Origin of the sequence: Vibrio sp. SBT000027 (assembly GCF_963894355.1) — a bacterium.
GTDB classification, from domain to species: domain Bacteria; phylum Pseudomonadota; class Gammaproteobacteria; order Enterobacterales; family Vibrionaceae; genus Vibrio; species Vibrio splendidus.
The window spans coordinates 2894437-2913527 of the sequence record NZ_CAWQGD010000004.1 but is presented as its reverse complement, the minus strand read 5'-3'; the positions used below and the strand labels follow the sequence as shown (position 1 = coordinate 2913527).

Sequence of the window (19091 nt, the reverse complement as noted above, 5' to 3'; positions counted from 1 at the left end):
AATCATAATGAATAGAGGAGCGAGACACATGGATAGTGTTGGGTTGATTCAAATGACATCTGGCCCTAGCCCTGAATTGAACCTTGCTTACCTTGCCCAAGAAGTAGCAAAGTGCAAAGCGTTGGGGGCTAAGTGGGTTGTGTGTCCTGAAAACGCGTTAGTTTTTGGCAGTAAAGCCGACTATCACCAGTATGCAGAGCCCCTAAATGATGGCCCACTACAAAAGAAATTATTTGAGTTAGCTAAGCTTCACCGAATGTGGATCGTTGTCGGTAGTATGCCGATAAGCACAACTGAAGGTGTGACCACTACAACCCTAGTGATTGATGACTTTGGGTGCCTAGTGACTCATTACGATAAGCTACACATGTTTGATGTGGATGTCGCCGATGCGCACAAGTGCTATCGAGAGTCGGATATTTTCACGCCGGGTGAACGAGTTGTGACGACGGAAACGCCTTTTGGTCGCTTAGGTTTGAGTATTTGTTATGATGTGCGCTTTCCTCACTTGTATTCTGAGTTACGCAAGCAAGGTGCACAAATCATAGTGGTACCAGCAGCGTTTACGGCAGTAACAGGTCAAGCGCATTGGGAAGCATTATTAAGATGCCGCGCGATCGAAACACAATCGTGGATTGTCGCGGTGGGGCAAGGGGGGAAACATCCTTGTCAAAGAGAAACATGGGGACACTCAATGGTGGTTGATCCATGGGGACGAGTGGTCGCACAGTTAGACCAAGATCCTAAAAGTATGGTGGTTGAGATAGACACATCCAGTTGCGAATCAATCAGGCAAAATATGCCAATCGCGCAACACTCTCGATTTACCAATCAATTTTAATTACAAACAAGAGCCATTTATGAGCATTAATCAAATTGAAGAAGCGCTACTTAACCCAACAGGGCTGACGGAGCAAAATATCGCAGATACATTGGCGAGCATTGCTACCCGCCAAATTGATTATGCTGATATCTACTTTCAGTCAAGCTGGCACGAGTCATTAGTGCTAGAAGACAGCATTATTAAAGACGGCTCTTTCAATATCGATTGTGGTCTTGGTGTACGAGCGGTCTCTGGTGAAAAAACCGGTTTTGCTTACTCTGACCAAATTCAATTGGATGGCCTTAAACAGAGTGCAATCGCGGCTCGCGGTATCGCTAAGCAAGGCCAAAACGGCAAGGTACAAGCTTTCAAGCGCAACTCTAACCAAGCTTACTATGACGCGGTAAACCCGCTAGCAAGCTGGGAAAAACAACAGAAAACAGAATTACTAAAAGCGCTTGATGCTTACATTCGTACTAAAGAGCCGATGGTAACTGAAGTATCGGTAAGCTTAAGTGGGGTACATGAGCAGATGCTGGTTGCGGCAACTGATGGTACTTTCGCTGGTGATATTCGCCCGCTGGTTCGCTTGTCTATTAGCGTACTTGCTCAGAAAGGCGATCGTCGTGAACGTGGCAGTGCTGGTGGCGGTGGTCGTTTTGGTTACGACTTCTTCTTAAGTGATGCTAATGGTTCTCAGGTTGCTTATCAATTTGCTGATGAAGCAATCCGCCAAGCGTTAGTTAACCTTGAAGCGGTTGCTGCACCTGCTGGTGCAATGCCTGTCGTTCTTGGTTCGGGTTGGCCGGGCGTTCTTCTGCATGAAGCGGTAGGCCACGGGTTAGAAGGTGACTTCAACCGTAAAGAGTCTTCAGTATTTTCTGGCAAAGTGGGCGAGCAAGTTACATCAAGCCTATGTACGATTGTTGATGACGGTACATTAACGGATCTACGTGGTTCATTGAACGTCGATGATGAAGGCGTTAATGGTCAGTACAACACGCTAATCGAAAACGGCATCCTAAAAGGTTACATGCAAGATAAGCTTAATGCTCGTCTAATGGGTGTAGCGCCTACAGGTAATGGTCGTCGTGAATCTTATGCACACCTTCCTATGCCGCGCATGACCAACACTTACATGCTGCCAGGTGAGCATACTCCTGAAGAGATTATCTCGACGGTTGAAAGAGGCATCTACGCGCCGAACTTTGGTGGCGGTCAGGTGGATATTACTTCTGGTAAGTTTGTGTTCTCCGCTTCTGAAGCGTACATGATTGAAAACGGTAAGATCACTCACCCAGTGAAAGGTGCAACGCTAATCGGTTCGGGTATCGAAGCGATGCAGCAAGTGTCTATGGTGGGTAACGACCTAAGCCTTGACCGTGGTGTTGGTGTGTGTGGTAAAGCTGGCCAAAGCGTACCAGTCGGTGTTGGTCAACCAACATTGAAACTAGATTCGTTAACGGTTGGTGGTACTGAGTAATTCAGACCAACTTCAGCAAATTTGTTATAGCAAGCTAGTTGAAATTACAGTTTCAGTTGCAGTTAAAGCTAAAAGCGCCTCCAATGTGAGGCGCTTTTTTGTTTCTGGGCTTTCTGTCTCTGGGCTTTTCTGTTTCTGGATCGCTATTTACTAAACCGAACCGTTACATGTTCTCTTCAGCAAACTCGGCCAGTCGACTTCGTACCACACCATTGAGGTGAATATTGGCACTGCCTTCGAAGTCTTTAAAACGCTCGACCATGTAGGTTAAGCCTGAAGTTACAGGGGTTAAGTAGGATGAATCTATCTGAGCTAGGTTTCCTGAACAGACGATCTTGGTGCCTTCACCACAACGGGTGATGATGGTTTTGATTTGTGAAGCGGTAAGGTTTTGACACTCATCCAAAAGAACAAAGGCATTTTGGATTGAGCGACCACGCATGAAGTTAATCGATTTGAACTGGATATTGGCTTTGTCACAGATGTACTTCATCGATCCTTCGGTGCAGTGATCGTTCTTGTGCAGAGCTTCCAGTGTATCGGTCACTGCCGCTAACCAAGGCAGCATTTTTTCTTCCTCGGTGCCGGGAAGGAACCCAATCGACTCACCGATATCGGGCGTGTTTCGGGTTACGATGATCTTATCGAATTGTTTACGCTCTATGGTTTGTTCAAGTGCGGCAGCCATGGCTAACAGTGTTTTACCACTACCTGCAGCGCCGGTGAGAATCACCAGATCGATGTCAGGGTCGAGCAGTGCATCAATCGCCATCCCTTGATAGACATTCTTAGGTGTAATATCCCATGTCTTGCGGTTCATTAACCTTTCTCGACTGAGATCTCTGAGCGTAATGCGTTCGGCCTCAATCTCTTCTACACGACCAGCAAAGTCACTTTCTTCGTCAATCACGTATTGGTTGAGGAAGGTTGGATCGAAAGGTGCTCTCGCTAGGGTGTGCAGCGTTTTTCCGCCTAAACTTCTACTCTCGACGTTATCGACGCCATCCCAGAATGAGCCTTCGAGTTGTTGAAAGCCTTTAGTGAGGTATTGGATGTCATCAATCAATTGGTCGGTTTGATAGTCTTCAACAAAGCGGACCCCAGCGCCTTTGGCTCGTAAGCGCATGTTGATGTCTTTCGTGATAAGAACTACTTCGCGTGGCGCGCGTTTGTTTTGAAGGTAGAGGACTGCGTTGAGGATTCGGTTATCGCCTGCCTTATCATCGGCGAAGGCTTTGATGCTTTCTTGAAGTTCGTAATCAGCGAGTATGGAAATACTGCCAGATGCGTTTATGTCTTTAGAAAAAGGAATGCCTTCCGATATTTGGTCTGGTGTGGCTTCCCTGAACAAATCTTCGAGCGTTCGAATCGCAATTCTCGCATCTCGAGCAACGTCTCTTTTACTGTCTTTGATTCTGTCGAGTTCTTCTAGCACGGTCATGGGGATAACGACATCGTGCTCTTGGAAAGAAAATATAGCGAAGGGTTCGTGAAGTAGGATATTAGTGTCTAAAACAAATAGCTTCCGGTTGGTCTCGCCCATAGCATCTCCTTGCCGACGTGCGGCTTGCCTTGCATTCATTGAACGTAGATAAAGCTCATATAAAGATTAGTATCTCATTCCGGTGATAGTCAACTACTCACCTAAACTTCATCTAGAGAAATATCGCCATATCGTTGTGAATGAATATGGTGTATTCGTTTGAGAGCAGCAATCTGCTACCTATAGATTACCCATGATTTTTTGACAGTTTGATTGCACTGGCGAAAACAGAAAAAAAGTATGAAATCATCTCCTTTAGGCGTGACCTAAATCACAGCATCGAGTAAGATTAGCGACCTTTTTCTGCACCATTTTCTCGATATATTTATTATTAAGAGCGCACTTAAAAAGTGGCTGCAAACTAGGCATCTTTAGCTATATTTTTAGTTCAAGCGCGATAAGGCTCTTGTTTAAAACTGCAGTTAACATGACCAAATTCCAACTATAAGATTGAGGTAGTCGATTCATGACATTTGCTTTGGGGCAACGCTGGATAAGCGATACGGAGAGCGATTTAGGTTTAGGTACCGTTGTAGCAATGGATGCTCGAACAGTGACAGTAATGTTTGCAGCATCAGAAGAGAATCGTGTCTATGCACGCACTGATGCTCCCGTAACCCGAGTAACGTTTAATGTAGGCGATGTCATCGAATGCCAAGAAGGTTGGTCTCTATCTGTCGAAGAAGTTATCGAAGATAAAGGGCTACTGACTTATTTGGGCACTCGTGAAGACACTCAAGAGACAGAGGTGACTCTGCGTGAAATATTCTTAAGCAACCAGATCCGTTTTAACAAACCACAAGATAAGTTGTACGCAGGTCAAATCGACCGTATGGATAACTTCGTGCTGCGTTACCGCGCGCTAAGCAATCAATACCAACAACATAAGAGCCCGATGCGTGGCTTGTGTGGTATGCGCGCTGGTTTGATTCCTCATCAGTTGTACATTGCTCATGAAGTAGGTCGTCGTCACGCTCCGCGCGTTTTACTGGCTGATGAAGTGGGTCTAGGTAAAACCATTGAAGCAGGTATGATTATTCACCAACAGGTGTTGTCTGGCCGTGCTGAACGCATTCTGATTGTGGTACCTGAAACTCTGCAACACCAATGGTTAGTAGAGATGATGCGCCGTTTCAACCTGCACTTCTCTATCTTTGACGAAGAGCGTTGTATTGAAGCCTTCGCTGAGTCAGATAACCCATTTGATACTCAGCAATACGTTCTGTGTTCACTGGACTTCCTACGTAAGAGCCGTAAGCGCTACGAGCAAGCACTTGAAGGTGAGTGGGATTTGTTGGTTGTCGATGAAGCGCACCACCTTGAGTGGAGCCAAGACAAACCGAGCCGCGAATACCAAGTGGTTGAAGGATTAGCGGAAAATACTTCTGGCGTACTGCTACTGACAGCAACCCCTGAACAGCTGGGTCGTGAGAGTCACTTTGCACGTCTGCGTCTGCTTGATCCTGATCGCTTCTACGATTACGAAGCATTCGTGGAAGAAGAAGACCAATACGCCCCTGTTGCTGATGCAGTAACGGCATTGTTCTCTGGCGTGAAGCTTGAAAACAGCGCGAAGAATCAGATCACTGAGCTTCTATCTGAACAAGATGTTGAGCCTCTATTCCGCGTTATCGAGGGCGATAGCAGCGAAGAAGAGCAAGCGTTAGCTCGCCAAGAACTGATTGATAATCTTATGGATCGCCATGGTACAGGTCGTGTTCTTTTCAGAAACACACGTGCTGCAATCAAAGGCTTCCCTAAGCGCAATGTAAACTTACTGCCGATGGATATTCCAACGCAGTACACAACCTCGATGCGTGTATCAGGCATGATCGGTGGCAAAATGGCTCCCGAAGCTCGTGCGATGAAGATGCTGTACCCAGAAGAGATCTTCCAAGAGTTTGAAGGTGAAGATTCAAGCTGGTGGCAGTTCGATTCACGTGTTAACTGGTTGATTGAAAAGATCCAAGATAAGCGCAGCGAAAAGATCCTAGTGATCGCCTCTCGTGCGAGTACTGCTCTTCAATTAGAGCAAGCACTGCGTGAGCGTGAAGGTGTACGTGCAACCGTATTCCACGAAGGCATGTCGATTTTAGAGCGTGATAAAGCGGCGGCTTACTTTGCTCAAGAAGAGGGTGGCGCTCAGGTTCTTATCTGTAGCGAAATCGGCTCTGAAGGTCGTAACTTCCAGTTTGCTAACCAGTTAGTGATGTTCGATTTGCCATTCAACCCAGACTTGCTTGAGCAACGTATTGGTCGTTTGGACCGTATCGGTCAGCTGCGTGATATCGACATTCACGTTCCTTACCTAAAAGGCACATCGCAAGCGATTCTAGCGCGTTGGTTCGATGAAGGTTTGAACGCATTTGCAGAGACGTGCCCTACAGGTCGCACAGTTTACGACAAGTACTCTGATGTTCTTATTGAGATGTTGGCTTCTGGTAACACCGAACAACTTGATGAAGTGATTGAAGAGTCAGCGAAGCTAAACCAAAGCCTGAAATCGGATCTAGAAAAAGGCCGAGATCGCCTACTAGAAATGCACTCAAATGGCGGCGAAAAAGCGCATGAGATTGCAGAAAAGATCGCGTCGACTGACGGTGATACTAATCTAGTGTCTTTTGCACTGAGTCTGTTCGATACCATTGGTTTGAACCAAGACGATAAGGGTGAAAATGCGCTAGTTGTAACGCCATCTGAGCACATGATGGTTCCAAGCTACCCAGGCCTACCTTATGAAGGTGCAACCATCACGTTTGATCGTGAAACGGCGCTGTCTCGTGAAGACATGAACTTCATTAGCTGGGAACACCCAATGATTCAGGGCGGTATTGATCTGCTCTTGAGCGAAGGTGTCGGTGCATCAGCAGTTTCGCTACTGAAAAACAAAGCGCTGCCAGTCGGTACGATTCTACTTGAGTTGGTTTACCTTGTTGATGCACAAGCGCCAAAGCGCAGCGGTATCAGCCAGTTCTTACCTAAGACGCCAATTCGTTTGATGATGGATGGCCGTGGTAACGATTTATCTGCTCAGGTTGAATTCGATAGCTTTAACCGTCAACTGAGCCCGGTAAACCGCCACCTGGCAAGCAAGTTGGTGAATTCAGTACAGGGTGAAATTCACAAGCTAATTGAAGCCGGTGAGACGCATGTGCTGCCGAAGGTTGAAGAAGTTCGTCAGCAAGCCCAGAAAGATATGCAAACCAACTTGAACGGTGAGCTAGAACGTCTACAAGCGCTTAAAGCGGTGAACCCTAACATTCGTGATGAAGAGCTAGAAGTTATCGAAGCTCAAATCAATGAACTGACCGGTTACATCAGCAAGGCTCAGGTTCAGCTGGATTCGTTACGCTTGATTGTGGTTTCTCACAACTAAGCCAAGAACTCGAATATCGCTAGCTTTACGCTTTAACGAAATAAGGCCTTCATCACGAAGGCCTTATTTGTATCTGTATCTTGGTTAACAGTTTAGTTCTGAGTTCGGTTAGCAGTTTGGCTAATAATTTGGAGAGCTGATTACATCAACCATTTCCACCAAACGAACAGAGCTAAGAAGCCAAATAGGTAAACCAGACCTGCTACAGACAACCATTTTAGCTTAGTGCCAATCGCAAGCGCTTTAGGTAGCTCTGCTTTGCTCACCAAAATGAAATTCAGTAATGCGAAGAAGGGGGTTGTGATAAAGGCGAGTATCATCGCGAAATCGAGCATTGGCATCAAGGCTGCACTAAAGAACATTACGATTGCTAGCGCAGCGATAGATACGATGATTATCCACCCTTGTAGCATTCTTGGGCTGCTCTCTTTTTTAAGCAGTAGACGCTGTGATTCAGCAAGTACGCGTGAGTAGCCATCGATAACGGTAATGGTACTGCCAAAAATACAGAAGAAGGCGACGATTGCGATCAGTGGACGAGACCATTCACCAATGGTAGAGGCGTAAATACCGACCAACTGATGAGTGAAGCCAACGCCAGAGCGAGACAATTCAACTCCCGAGCCGTGAAGTACCAGAGCACCTAAAGCAACGAATACCAATGCAAGCAATGCCGTACCAATGTAGCCTACATTGAAATCGAACAGTGCTGATTGAGCGGTCACGTCTTGTTTCTCTTTTTGGCTTTTTAGCCACATAGAAGTGATGCTTGAGATCTCGATAGGCGCAGGCATCCAACCCATAGTCACCACGATAAATCCGATAGCTGCCAATGACCAAGGTGATGGTGGCACAAAAGCGGCATCAGGTTCGACTGGAGAGCCAATAGCAATCGCAACAGCAGCTAAGGTTGTGATGGTCAGGATCGCCATGATCGCTTTAGAGAGAGTGTCGAGCGCGCGGTAATGGCCCGCAAAAAGAATGATCAAACAGGTCGCTAAAACGATCATGCACAAGGTGCTGGTGGCTAAATCGAAAGGAATAAAGTAACTGAGTAGGCTCGCACTGAATAACAGCAAGGCTGCGGTATTCACGACTGCGGAAATAGCACTCAGTATCGAAAAGATCACAAGGTATGGGCGGCCTAGGTTAGAGTAACCTTCCACCAAGCTTTGACCCGTTCCTAGTGTGTATTGGATACCAGCTTTGAAGAACGGGTACTTAAATATGTTTACGAGGATAATAAGCGCGGCTAGCTGCCAACCATAAATCGCACCAGCCTTGGTTGAGGCTACTAAGTGAGAGCCACCTACAGCTGCTGCGGCCATCATAATGCCTGGTCCAAGAGACTTAATTAAACTTGATAGGGGAGCTGAGGTTGGTGTTTTTGTGCTGGTAGTTTTAACCGTACTTTCCATCATTTTTCCTTTGATGCTGACTTCTTATTATCCGTTACCCTATCAATACCATGTTTTGTAAGGTCGTCAACTTTTATGTACAAAAATGTTGAAAATTGTATTTATTAATAAACGAATCAACCGTGAATTATTTGTTCACTAGTAATTAAGAGGCTTTAATGGCGTTAGAACAGTACACACCACCACGTGAACCGTGGATTGATATTGTTTATCAAGATGACGATATTCTAGTGGTGAACAAACCTGCTGGCCTACTTTCAGTTCCGGGGAGATTGCCTGAGCACTACGACAGTATGTGGAGTCGGTTGGTTGTCGAATTTGCGGAGATTCAGGTTGTGCATCGACTGGACATGTCGACATCGGGGTTGATGCTGCTCGCTAAACACAAACAAGCTGAGCGTCATTTGAAGAAGCAATTTCAATATCGACTGACACACAAACTCTATTACGCCCGAGTATGGGGTTCAGTAGAAGAAGCAGAAGGTTTGATTGATCTGCCACTCATTTGTGATTGGCCAAATCGACCAAGACAAAAGGTGTGCTTCGAGGATGGTAAGCCATCACAGACTCGCTATGTGGTGGAGCGACAAGAGGCTCAAACGGCATTGTTGAAGTTGCTGCCGATCACTGGCCGCTCTCATCAGTTACGTGTTCACTGCATGGAACTAGGGAATCCAATCGTTGGCGACGAGTTTTATGCAACGCCAGAGGCGTTTAACTATAGTGACAGGTTAGTTCTGCACGCGTGTGAACTGAGTTTTTATCATCCGGCTAATAATCAGCTTTTCAAAGCCTTTGTTCCGTGTGAGTTTTACCCTCAAGCATCACCGCAAATTGAACAGCACTTTGAAATTGCGCCAGAGCTTCCAGACTACAGCAAGCTAAAAGCTTAGAATGGTTAAATCAATACCAATGCAAGGACGTACAATGCCGAAGTTGAAAGTGGTCTTTCTCGACCGAGCCACCATCCCATCTCAAATTCATTTAAAACCTCTCCGCTTTGAACATCAGTGGGTTGAATATGATTTCACTTCGCCGGAGCAAGTGTCTGAACGAATTGAAGGCGCTGATGTGGTTATTACCAATAAGGTGGTGCTCAACGAATCGAATTTAGCTCAAGCAGAACAACTTAAGCTAATAGCCGTTTCAGCAACGGGTGTGAATAATGTCGATGTTGGCTACTGTAAGAGTAACAATATCGCAGTGACAAACGTGCAAGGTTACGCGACTCAATCGGTACCTGAGCATGTTATCGCGATGCTATTTGCGTTAAAGCGTAATCTCGTTGGTTACCATCAAGACATCGAAACCGGCGAGTGGCAAAAGGATCAACAATTCTGCTTCTTTACTCATCCGATTCAAGATGTTGCAGGCAGTACATTAGGCTTAATCGGTAGTGGTGGCTTAGGACAAGCAACAGCAATATTGGCTAAAGCAATTGGTATGAATGTCATCTTTGCTGAGCGTAAAGGGGCTGACTCTTGTCGAGAAGGGTATCTACCTTTTGATACGGTGTTACAACAAGCAGATGCAATCAGCTTACATTGTCCATTGACCGAAGCGACTCGAGACCTGATTTCAGAGCGAGAGCTAGCAATGATGAAACCAAATGCGGTGTTAGTTAATGCTGGCCGCGGTGGACTCGTGGATGAACAAGCCTTAGTTGAAGCTTTGAAAAATCAAGAGATTGCGGGCGCGGGTATGGATGTGTTCACACAAGAACCGGCTGACAACTCAAATCCATTACTGGCTAATAGTCATTTACCAAATTTACTATTAACGCCACATGTAGCGTGGGGCAGTGATAGCTCAATTCAAAAGCTGTCTGATATCTTAATCGATAACATTGATGCCTTTGTTTCTGGTAAGCCGCAGAATCTCGTCAGTTAATTCACAGTAAGAGCGGTTATACGCTCAGCTTCAGACATAAAAAAGGTTGGCTTTGAGCCAACCTTTTTAGATGTTTTGTCTTTAGTTCGACTTAGCTTATCTGCCAGAAGCCAGAAGCCAGAAGCCAGAAGCCAGAAGCCAGAAGCCAGAAGCCAGAAGCGATTAGCCTTGAGGTTTGATGACCAATACATTGATTGGTGAATTCTGTACGACTTTACTCGCCACTGAACCCAGTACCACTTTGTCGATTTTCGAGCGCTTATGACTAGGCATCACAATCAGGTCTGCCCCAAGCTTTTCTGCGTAATCTAGAATCGTTGTGTAGGTTTTACCTTCGGCAACGTGAACCTTATAAACCACTTCATCGTCGATGTACTTGTCTGCAAACTCTTTCAGCTGATTTTTCACATCGAGCTTCATTTGGTTTGCTGCATCTTTCGGGAAGTAAGACGCCACCATCGACATGTGAATGCCCGGCAATACGTTCAAGATATGGATTTCAGCGTTACTGTGCTTTGCGTGCCATACCGCTAATTCAACAGCTTTGTCAGAAAAGCCTTTGTCGTTAAGATCAACAGGAACAAGGATTTGTTTATACATGTGTTTTTCTCTTTTTTATCAGCGCTTAGTATTGACCAAGCGCTGTGATTATCCTTTCCATGTAATAAAGCCAAATAGAGTTGAGCGCTACTTGGCTCTATCCATTACGCGCTAATCTCATCCTTACGAGCACGCCTTCTTTGGTTCATCGCTAAGCCAATCAAAATGAGTAGGGATGGTAAGAATACCCACTCTTTCATTGGTCTTTCTGCGTCTTGGATAACTGATTTAATTTCCCAATCAAAGTCAATGCCAGCCGCTTCTGCTGGGCTACCGAACTCAACCATGTCGACAATCATTTTGCCTTCAGATTTCGTCAGCATTAAGCCCATTGAAGCAATGCGGTCTTCACTTGTTGTCGCAGAATCTTCAAATGGAAGGCGAACCGTCTTCTCAGAATAGTCACCTTCTAAGTTTTCGCCACCCACTCTTAACTCAAGAGATTGTCCCACAGATAGACCTTCTGTGATTTGAGCGATCTCAACTCCAGGTGAAAGAACTTTCTCTGGATAAATCATGTCCCACCAGAAGCCAGGGCGGAAGAAAGAGAAAGTTAGAACCAATAATAGGATCGTTTCCCACCATTTGTTCTTGGTAAACCACCAACCTTGCGTTGCAGCGGCAAAGATAAGTACTGCCGTTACAGAAGAGAAAATAGTGAGGAATAGATGCCACCAAGAATCAATGCCCATCAATAGTAGTTGAGTATTGAAAATGAACATGAATGGTAATATCGCGGTTCGGATATCGTAGGTAAAGCCTTGAATACCAGTACGGATCGGGTCTGATTTTGCAATCGCGGCGGCCGCAAAGGCTGCCAAACCAACCGGAGGTGTATCATCGGCTAAGATACCGAAGTAGAACACGAACAAGTGAACTGCAATCAGAGGGATGATTAGGCCATGCGCCGCGCCTAAGGTAACAATTACCGGAGCCATCAGCGTTGATACAACGATGTAGTTTGCTGTTGTTGGTAAGCCCATACCTAAGATTAAGCTGATTACCGCAGTGAATAGCAGCATAAGAATGATGCTACCGCCTGAGATAAACTCAACGAAGTCCGTCATTACCAAGCCGATACCCGTCAGAGTCACCACGCCGACAACCGTACCTGCTGCAGCTGTTGCTACACCGATACCGATCATGTTTCTCGCGCCTGAAACCAAGCTCTCTAATAGGTCAACGAAACCTGCTTTAGTTTGTTCTGCAAGATCGTCCGATTTGTTCATCAGAGTCATCAAAGGACGCTGTGTGATCAAAATGAAGATCATGAATACCGTTGCCCAGAAGGCAGAAAGACCTGGAGAGAATCGCTCTACAGTCAGACACCAAACAAGAACCACGATAGGCAGCAGGAAGTGCAGGCCAGATTTAATGGTTGGGCCTGGATCGGGTACTTCTGTTAGCTCGGCATCGATGTCCATGCCACCTTCAGCGGCATATTTTGCTGATACTCGAACCAAGGCTACATAAGAGATCAATAGAGCAACGGTAACAATAGGTGTCGCCGCATCGCCAAAGACATCTTTCGTCCAGCCGACACCGTAGTAAACCGCAGCACTGATGACACATAGCCCAAGAATGGTACCAGTGAAAGACAGTAGGCTTTGTACGATAGTTGGTGTGTGGCGACGAGGTAGGCCAGTCATACCAGCTTTACATGCTTCTAAGTGAACAATGTAAATTAGGGCGATGTAAGAGATAAGAGCAGGCAATAGCGCCGCTTTAATCACTTCTACATACGAGATACCCACATATTCAACCATCAAGAATGCAGCAGCACCCATGATTGGTGGAGTTAATTGACCATTGGTTGAAGCGGCAACTTCTACAGCACCGGCTTTTTCACCTGAGAATCCGACTCTTTTCATTAGAGGGATCGTGAAAGTACCCGTGGTTACCACGTTAGCGATAGATGAACCAGACACAAGACCGGATAGGCCAGAAGCAACAACGGCTGCTTTCGCTGGGCCACCTTTCATGTGGCCAAGTAAAGAGAACGCTACCTTGATGAAGTAAGCACCTGCGCCTGCGCGTTCTAGCATTGCACCAAACAGTACAAACAAGAATACGAATGACGTAGAGACGCCAAGAGCAACACCGAATACACCTTCAGTTGTTAGCCACAGATGCGACATTGCCTTGTTCAGGCTTGCACCTTTATGGGCGATAACGTCCGGCATGTGAGGGCCGCCAAAGGTATAAAGTAGGAATACTGCAGCCACAACCATAAGAGGTGGACCTAAAGCGCGTCGTGTTGCTTCAAGCAGTAGAACCATACCAAATACAGCAGCAACAATATCGAATGTTGTTGGCGCGCCTGAACGTTCAGCGAGTTGAGTATAGAAAATATAGATATACGAAGCTGAAAAGCTACCAACCAGCGCTAATATCCAGTCGACCGCAGGAATTCTATCCCGAGGTGAATTTTTCATGGCTGGATAAGCGGTAAAGGCTAGGAAGATGGCAAACGTAAGATGAATTGCTCGAGCTTCAGTGTCGTTTAAAATTGCGAAGTTAAAAATGAACGGCAGCGGAGATGCATACCAAAGTTGGAACAGTGACCAACATAGAGGCACAAACCATAAAATACGGCCTTGGATACCGCGAGGGCTACGCGCACCAGTGTCTGATTGTGCCACCATTTCTTGCACATCTGGAGACGGTGATGTTGTCTGCGTCATGTACTTTATCCTTATTATTGATGGTCTGCCTTTCTTACGAACAACGAGACGTTATTTATTTCCTATCTAGTGTAGCGAATGGATAGGGAAATGCGTTTTTTGTTCGTCTTTGTCTTAGGCTTGATACGAAGGTAAGTTCGCCAAATTGGAGAAACTTAAAGGTTTGTCTCTTTTCACTTGGGTTATTTTTATAAAACGTGAAAAGCCAATAAGGAGGACATGCCTCCTTATTGGTAGAGCAGGCTTAAAGTAGAATTACTTTAGAAGGCCTACTTCTTTGTAGTATTTTACTGCGCCAGGGTGAAGAGGGATTGAGATACCCGCTTTAACCATGTCTTCTTTCTTCAGGTTCGCAAATGCTGGGTGCAGGCGTTTGAATGTAGCGAAGTTTTCAAATACCGCTTTAGCAACGTTGTATGCGACTTCATCAGAAACGTCAGACGTTGTAACCATAGTTGCAGCAACACCGAAGCTGTTTACGTCAGCATCTGTACCACGGTACATGCCAGCTGGAACTGTGCTGTATGCGTAGTATGGGTTTTCAGCTACGATCTTGTCGATTTGTGGACCAGTTGCAGAAACCAGTTTTGCATCACAAGAAGTCGTTGCTTCTTTGATTGATCCGTTCGGGTGACCAACCATGTAGATGAATGCATCAATCTTGTTGTCACAAAGAGCTTGTGAACGCTCAGAACCTTTAAGTTCAGAAGCAAGCTTGAAGCTATCGTTAGTCCAACCCATAGCGTCCATTACAACACCCATCGTTGCACGGTCACCAGAGCCTGGGTTCCCAATGTTTACACGCTTACCTGCTAGGTCAGACACATTGTTGATACCAGCATCGGTACGAGCGATGATGTTGAACGGTTCTGTATGTAGAGAGAACATAGCGCGAAGTTTTTTGTATTCGCCCTGATCTTTGAATTTACTTGTACCGTTGTAGCCGTGGTATTGCCAGTCCGATTGAACAACACCGAAATCTAGTTCACCAGCACGGATGGTGTTAACGTTGTAGATCGAACCACCAGTAGATTCTACAGAACAACGAATGTTGTGGTCTTTGCGGCCTTTGTTCACAAGCTTACAAATAGCACCACCAGTTGGGTAGTAAACACCCGTTACTGAACCTGTACCAATTGTGATGAACTCTTGAGCGTTAACTGCGCCAGCGCCCATTACAGCAGCTGCAATAGCCCCAACTTTAATAAGTTTGGTAAATGCCATGAATTTCCCTTCCTTTATTCATTATTAACCCTGAAACAAGTGTAGTCGTTTCTGGAGTTTCCTATTTGGAAACGGCACCTTTTTCAATCCATGTGATGAAAAAGTGGCTGAATAATATCAAAAATTGGCAGAAAATTACTCAAATGTTAAAAGATATAGCTAAAAAATCTAACAAATGACGGTTAGATCTTGTGTTTGATTTGCTACTGAGTTTTTTAAAATCAATGGTTTAGTGGTGTTTGAGGAGGGGGAGATAGATATTCTAGGATGTGATTTGGATCACGAAGCGAATCGGTGTTCGTGATCCATTAATCAGGTTTATGGTTATGAAACTGTGACCAATTATCCTGCGTATTCAAACAGTTCGCACACAGAATCAAACAATTGCTTCGTGGTAACGGACAGGGTTGGAGTGATGAAGATAGTATCATCGCCTGCAACGACACCTAGTATACCTTCCGACTTACCTAATGAGTCCAATAAACGAGCAATAAGCTGCGCCGCACCTGGGCCGGTGTGTATCACCACCAATGCATTGTTGTGGTCGATATCTAATACTAATTCTCTTAGAGAGCTAGAAACTGTCGGAACACCAAGTTCAGCAGGAAGACAGTAAACCATCTCCATTTTTGCATTACGAGTTCGAACTGCACCAAATTTAGTTAACATACGCGAAACTTTAGATTGGTTGATACTTTCAAAACCTTCATGTTTGAGGGCATCGACAATCTCGCCTTGCGAACCAAAACGTTCTTCTTTTAGTAATGATTTAAAAGCACGAACTAAGTTGTCTTGTTTTTCTGTATTGCGCATATGTCATTCTTATTCATTAACAAAGATGTTTGCATATTCTCGCATACATATTCAATTTTAGCTAAAATATCACGGCAATTTGTTAGTCATATCACTGTAAAAATTTAATAGAATAATGTGTTATTAGTGGCGACTTATTTTGTGATTTCAGTCGATTATCGCCATAATGCGAACTTGCTGTGTAGCACGGTTTTATTGACTTGCGCGAAGTCGCAAAGCTGGCGTTAATTGATTGTAATCACTTTGTGATTAATATATTTTTTTAACCATAATTTAGCTCAAGAACTACCCTACCAAGAATTTATAAGAGAAATCTCTCAAGGAGAATAACAATGAAAGTAGCTGTTATTGGTGCCGCTGGTGGCATCGGTCAAGCCCTAGCCTTACTACTAAAGAACCGCCTACCTGCTGGTTCAGATCTTGCACTTTACGACATCGCTCCGGTAACACCGGGTGTCGCTGCCGATCTTAGCCATATCCCAACACCTGTTTCGATCAAAGGTTACGCGGGTGAAGATCCAACACCAGCACTAGAAGGTGCAGATGTTGTGCTTATTTCTGCGGGTGTTGCTCGTAAGCCTGGTATGGATCGTGCGGATCTTTTCAATGTGAACGCTGGCATTGTTAAGTCTCTTGCAGAGAAAATCGCAGTTACTTGTCCTACTGCTTGTGTTGGTATCATCACTAACCCAGTAAACACAACAGTACCAATCGCTGCTGAAGTACTTAAGAAAGCGGGCGTTTACGACAAGCGTCGTTTATTCGGTATTACTACTCTTGATGTTATTCGTTCTGAAACGTTTGTTGCTGAGCTGAAAGATAAAGATCCAAGCGACATCCGTGTTCCTGTTATCGGCGGTCACTCAGGTGTAACGATCCTTCCTCTACTTTCTCAAGTTGAAGGCGTAGAGTTTACTGATGAAGAAATCGCAGCGCTAACAACTCGTATCCAAAATGCGGGTACTGAAGTAGTAGAAGCTAAAGCTGGCGGCGGCAGTGCAACACTATCTATGGGTCAAGCGGCTTGTCGCTTCGGTCTTGCTCTAGTGAAAGCGCTTCAAGGCGAAGAGAACGTAATTGAATGTGCGTACGTTGAAGGTGAAGGCGAGCACGCACCATTCTTCGCACAACCAGTTAAACTTGGCAAAGAGGGCGCAGAAGCGATCCTTAGCTACGGTGAACTGAGCGACTTCGAACGCAACGCATTAGACAGCATGCTAGAAACGCTAAATGGCGATATTGAGATTGGTGTTGAATTCGCTAAATAAGCGGGACACCATTTAACTCAGCTAAAAGATAGTTAATAAGAGCCGATCATTATGATCGGCTTTTTTGATCCTTGCATTCACCCCGCTCGTAAAACTTCTCTAACCACGAAGAATTAGGGTATAGAACGATGACTAGAGTACAAAAAGGAATGAATGTTAACTATCTAGGTCGCTTAGGCAAGATATTGGTTATCGATGAGCAAGAGCAGTTCGCTTTATTTGAGTCTTACAATAGTCATAAGCAATATGCGGTTCCATTGGAAGAACTTGAAGAGATCGAAGCGCAATTACCTTTATCATTAGAATCGAGTCGATATTGAAACCCGGAGTTATATCTAACAGGATAAAAAAAAGAGCCAACCGGCTCTTTTTTAATATATAGCTGTCTACTTAGCTTCTATTTACTTACTACGTTTTACTGCAAGGTGAGCTAGCGTGGTTAAAGCTTGCTTATATTCTGAATCAGGAAGTACAGAAAGCTCAGCAATGGCTTTATCTGCTTCTTCATAGGCTTTAATTGTTGTGTACTCTAACGAGCCTGTCTCTTTCATAACAGCCATAATGTCGTCGAGACGCTCCATACCATTGGCTTTTTCAATCGCTTCTCGAATCATGCTGGTTTGTTCAGGAGAACCATTGTGCATTGCGTAAAGTAGAGGCAGTGTTGGTTTGCCTTCGGCTAGATCGTCACCAACGTTCTTACCCATCTCTTTACCATCAGCAGTGTAATCCATCACATCATCAATCAATTGGAATGCAGTGCCTAGGTATTTACCGTAGTTTTGCATAGCCGTTTCGATTTCAGGTGATGATTCGCTAAGAATTGCACCTATTTGCGTTGCAGCTTCAAACAAGCGAGCGGTCTTCGAGTAGATGACCTGCATGTAACTTTCTTCTGTGGTGTCCGGGTTATTACAGTTCATTAATTGTTGAACTTCACCCTCGGCAATCACGTTAACTGCTTCACTCATTAACTCAAGGATCTTTAAGGATCCTAGCGTTGTCATCATCTGGAACGAGCGAGTGTAGATAAAGTCACCCACCAAAACGCTAGCGGCATTACCAAAAGCTGCGTTGGCTGTCGCTTTACCGCGTCTCATGTCCGACTCGTCGACGACATCATCATGGAGAAGGGTAGCTGTGTGAATAAACTCGATAAAAGCTGCAGAGGTGATATGAGCTTCACCTTGATAACCAAGTGCACGAGCAGATAAAAGAGCAAGCAAAGGACGTAGGCGTTTGCCACCACCGCTAACGATATAAAAACCAAGCTGGTTGATTAAACTTACGTCAGAATTAAGTTGGGCTTGAATTGTTTCATTCACTTTTGCCATATCATTGGCAGTAAGCGTTTGGATAGCTTTAAAATCCATTGTTCATCCGGCTGAAGTTAGACCCTGTAAGGCTTATACGTTGTATTTAATTGTTGAATAATACACTAAAAAACGTTGATTAATACATCACTTAAAGGCATCATTGCCGCACTTTTCTTTGGCGAACATGTTTTCGCCAATATTTTAAAAATATGGCTTGTCATAGCGGCATGATTCCCGTAGAATCTGCGCCCTATTGATTAGTTTAGCGCACACCCGAGTTGTAGAATTAACAACCATAGGCTGTGCGGAAAAAGCGGAGTAAAATATGTACGCTGTTTTCCAATCTGGTGGCAAACAACACCGAGTAAGCGAAGGTCAAACACTTCGTTTAGAGAAATTAGACGTTGAAACTGGTGCAACTGTAGAATTTGATAAAGTTCTTCTTGTTGCTAACGGCGAAGAAATCGCTGTTGGTGCACCTCTTGTTGAAGGTGGCAAAGTTACTGCAGAAGTAGTACAACACGGTCGTGGCGATAAAGTAAAAATCGTTAAGTTCCGTCGTCGTAAGCACTCGCGTAAGCAAGCTGGTCACCGTCAGTGGTTCACAGAAGTGAAAATCACTGGCATTAACGCTTAAGTATTAGGAGAGTTTA

At 44.9% G+C, this 19091-nt stretch carries 15 protein-coding genes; 8 read left to right on the top strand and 7 right to left on the bottom strand.

What is annotated here, in order from left to right; translation table 11 throughout:
- Nucleotides 1-28 precede the first annotated feature (28 nt).
- Together AACU28_RS22795 and tldD are read left to right on the top strand one after the other, a co-directional pair.
- Nucleotides 29-841: a carbon-nitrogen hydrolase family protein gene (locus tag AACU28_RS22795; protein WP_102501129.1), complete on the top strand. Its 813-nt coding sequence runs from the start codon at nucleotides 29-31 to the stop codon at nucleotides 839-841.
- 19 nt (nucleotides 842-860) lie between these two features.
- Nucleotides 861-2306, top strand: a complete 1446-nt coding sequence (tldD, locus tag AACU28_RS22790) for a metalloprotease TldD (protein WP_004735920.1) — start codon at nucleotides 861-863, stop codon at nucleotides 2304-2306.
- 163 nt (nucleotides 2307-2469) lie between these two features.
- Here tldD and AACU28_RS22785 read toward each other — a convergent pair whose 3' ends face one another.
- A complete protein-coding gene (locus AACU28_RS22785; protein ID WP_004735919.1) occupies nucleotides 2470-3849 on the bottom strand; it encodes a PhoH family protein in 1380 nt (459 codons plus the stop codon).
- A 466-nt stretch (nucleotides 3850-4315) separates the two neighbouring features.
- On the opposite strand from AACU28_RS22785, the gene rapA reads away from it, so the two are divergent.
- Nucleotides 4316-7225 carry an RNA polymerase-associated protein RapA gene (rapA, locus tag AACU28_RS22780; protein ID WP_017086997.1) on the top strand — a complete coding sequence of 970 codons (2910 nt, stop codon included), beginning with the start codon at nucleotides 4316-4318 and terminating at the stop codon, nucleotides 7223-7225.
- Between the two features lie 140 nt (nucleotides 7226-7365).
- Here rapA and AACU28_RS22775 read toward each other — a convergent pair whose 3' ends face one another.
- A complete protein-coding gene (locus tag AACU28_RS22775) occupies nucleotides 7366-8643 on the bottom strand; it encodes an NRAMP family divalent metal transporter (protein WP_054541394.1) in 1278 nt (425 codons plus the stop codon).
- Between the two features lie 158 nt (nucleotides 8644-8801).
- Here AACU28_RS22775 and rluA point away from each other — a divergent pair, with 158 nt between their 5' ends.
- Complete coding sequence (gene rluA, locus AACU28_RS22770) at nucleotides 8802-9536, top strand: bifunctional tRNA pseudouridine(32) synthase/23S rRNA pseudouridine(746) synthase RluA (RefSeq protein WP_017086999.1); 735 nt, start codon at nucleotides 8802-8804, stop codon at nucleotides 9534-9536.
- Between the two features lie 34 nt (nucleotides 9537-9570).
- Nucleotides 9571-10533, top strand: coding sequence for a D-2-hydroxyacid dehydrogenase (locus AACU28_RS22765; protein WP_121603624.1), 963 nt, complete (start codon nucleotides 9571-9573; stop codon nucleotides 10531-10533).
- A gap of 162 nt (nucleotides 10534-10695) precedes the next feature.
- Here the strand turns inward: AACU28_RS22765 and AACU28_RS22760 are convergent, their stop codons facing one another.
- The 4 genes from AACU28_RS22760 to argR form a co-directional block, all read right to left on the bottom strand.
- The gene (locus AACU28_RS22760) at nucleotides 10696-11133 is read right to left on the bottom strand and encodes a universal stress protein (protein WP_004735912.1); all 438 of its coding nucleotides are present in this window, start codon (nucleotides 11131-11133) and stop codon (nucleotides 10696-10698) included.
- Nucleotides 11134-11237: 104 nt separating this feature from the next.
- Nucleotides 11238-13817 carry a TRAP transporter permease gene (locus AACU28_RS22755; RefSeq protein ID WP_017078820.1) on the bottom strand — a complete coding sequence of 860 codons (2580 nt, stop codon included), beginning with the start codon at nucleotides 13815-13817 and terminating at the stop codon, nucleotides 11238-11240.
- Between the two features lie 255 nt (nucleotides 13818-14072).
- Entirely contained in the window at nucleotides 14073-15041 is a 969-nt protein-coding gene (locus AACU28_RS22750; RefSeq protein WP_017078819.1) for a TAXI family TRAP transporter solute-binding subunit, read from the bottom strand.
- Nucleotides 15042-15383: 342 nt separating this feature from the next.
- Nucleotides 15384-15854, bottom strand: coding sequence for a transcriptional regulator ArgR (gene argR / locus AACU28_RS22745; RefSeq protein ID WP_004735909.1), 471 nt, complete (start codon nucleotides 15852-15854; stop codon nucleotides 15384-15386).
- 332 nt (nucleotides 15855-16186) lie between these two features.
- Between argR and mdh the strand changes: the two genes are divergently transcribed.
- Together mdh and AACU28_RS22735 are read left to right on the top strand one after the other, a co-directional pair.
- Nucleotides 16187-17122, top strand: a complete 936-nt coding sequence (mdh, locus tag AACU28_RS22740; protein ID WP_004735908.1) for a malate dehydrogenase — start codon at nucleotides 16187-16189, stop codon at nucleotides 17120-17122.
- 128 nt (nucleotides 17123-17250) lie between these two features.
- Nucleotides 17251-17442, top strand: coding sequence for a hypothetical protein (locus AACU28_RS22735; RefSeq protein WP_009847833.1), 192 nt, complete (start codon nucleotides 17251-17253; stop codon nucleotides 17440-17442).
- A gap of 81 nt (nucleotides 17443-17523) precedes the next feature.
- Here AACU28_RS22735 and ispB read toward each other — a convergent pair whose 3' ends face one another.
- Nucleotides 17524-18495, bottom strand: coding sequence for an octaprenyl diphosphate synthase (gene ispB, locus AACU28_RS22730; RefSeq protein ID WP_121603622.1), 972 nt, complete (start codon nucleotides 18493-18495; stop codon nucleotides 17524-17526).
- Between the two features lie 268 nt (nucleotides 18496-18763).
- Here ispB and rplU point away from each other — a divergent pair, with 268 nt between their 5' ends.
- Complete coding sequence (rplU, locus tag AACU28_RS22725; RefSeq protein WP_004740823.1) at nucleotides 18764-19075, top strand: 50S ribosomal protein L21; 312 nt, start codon at nucleotides 18764-18766, stop codon at nucleotides 19073-19075.
- Nucleotides 19076-19091 lie beyond the last annotated feature (16 nt).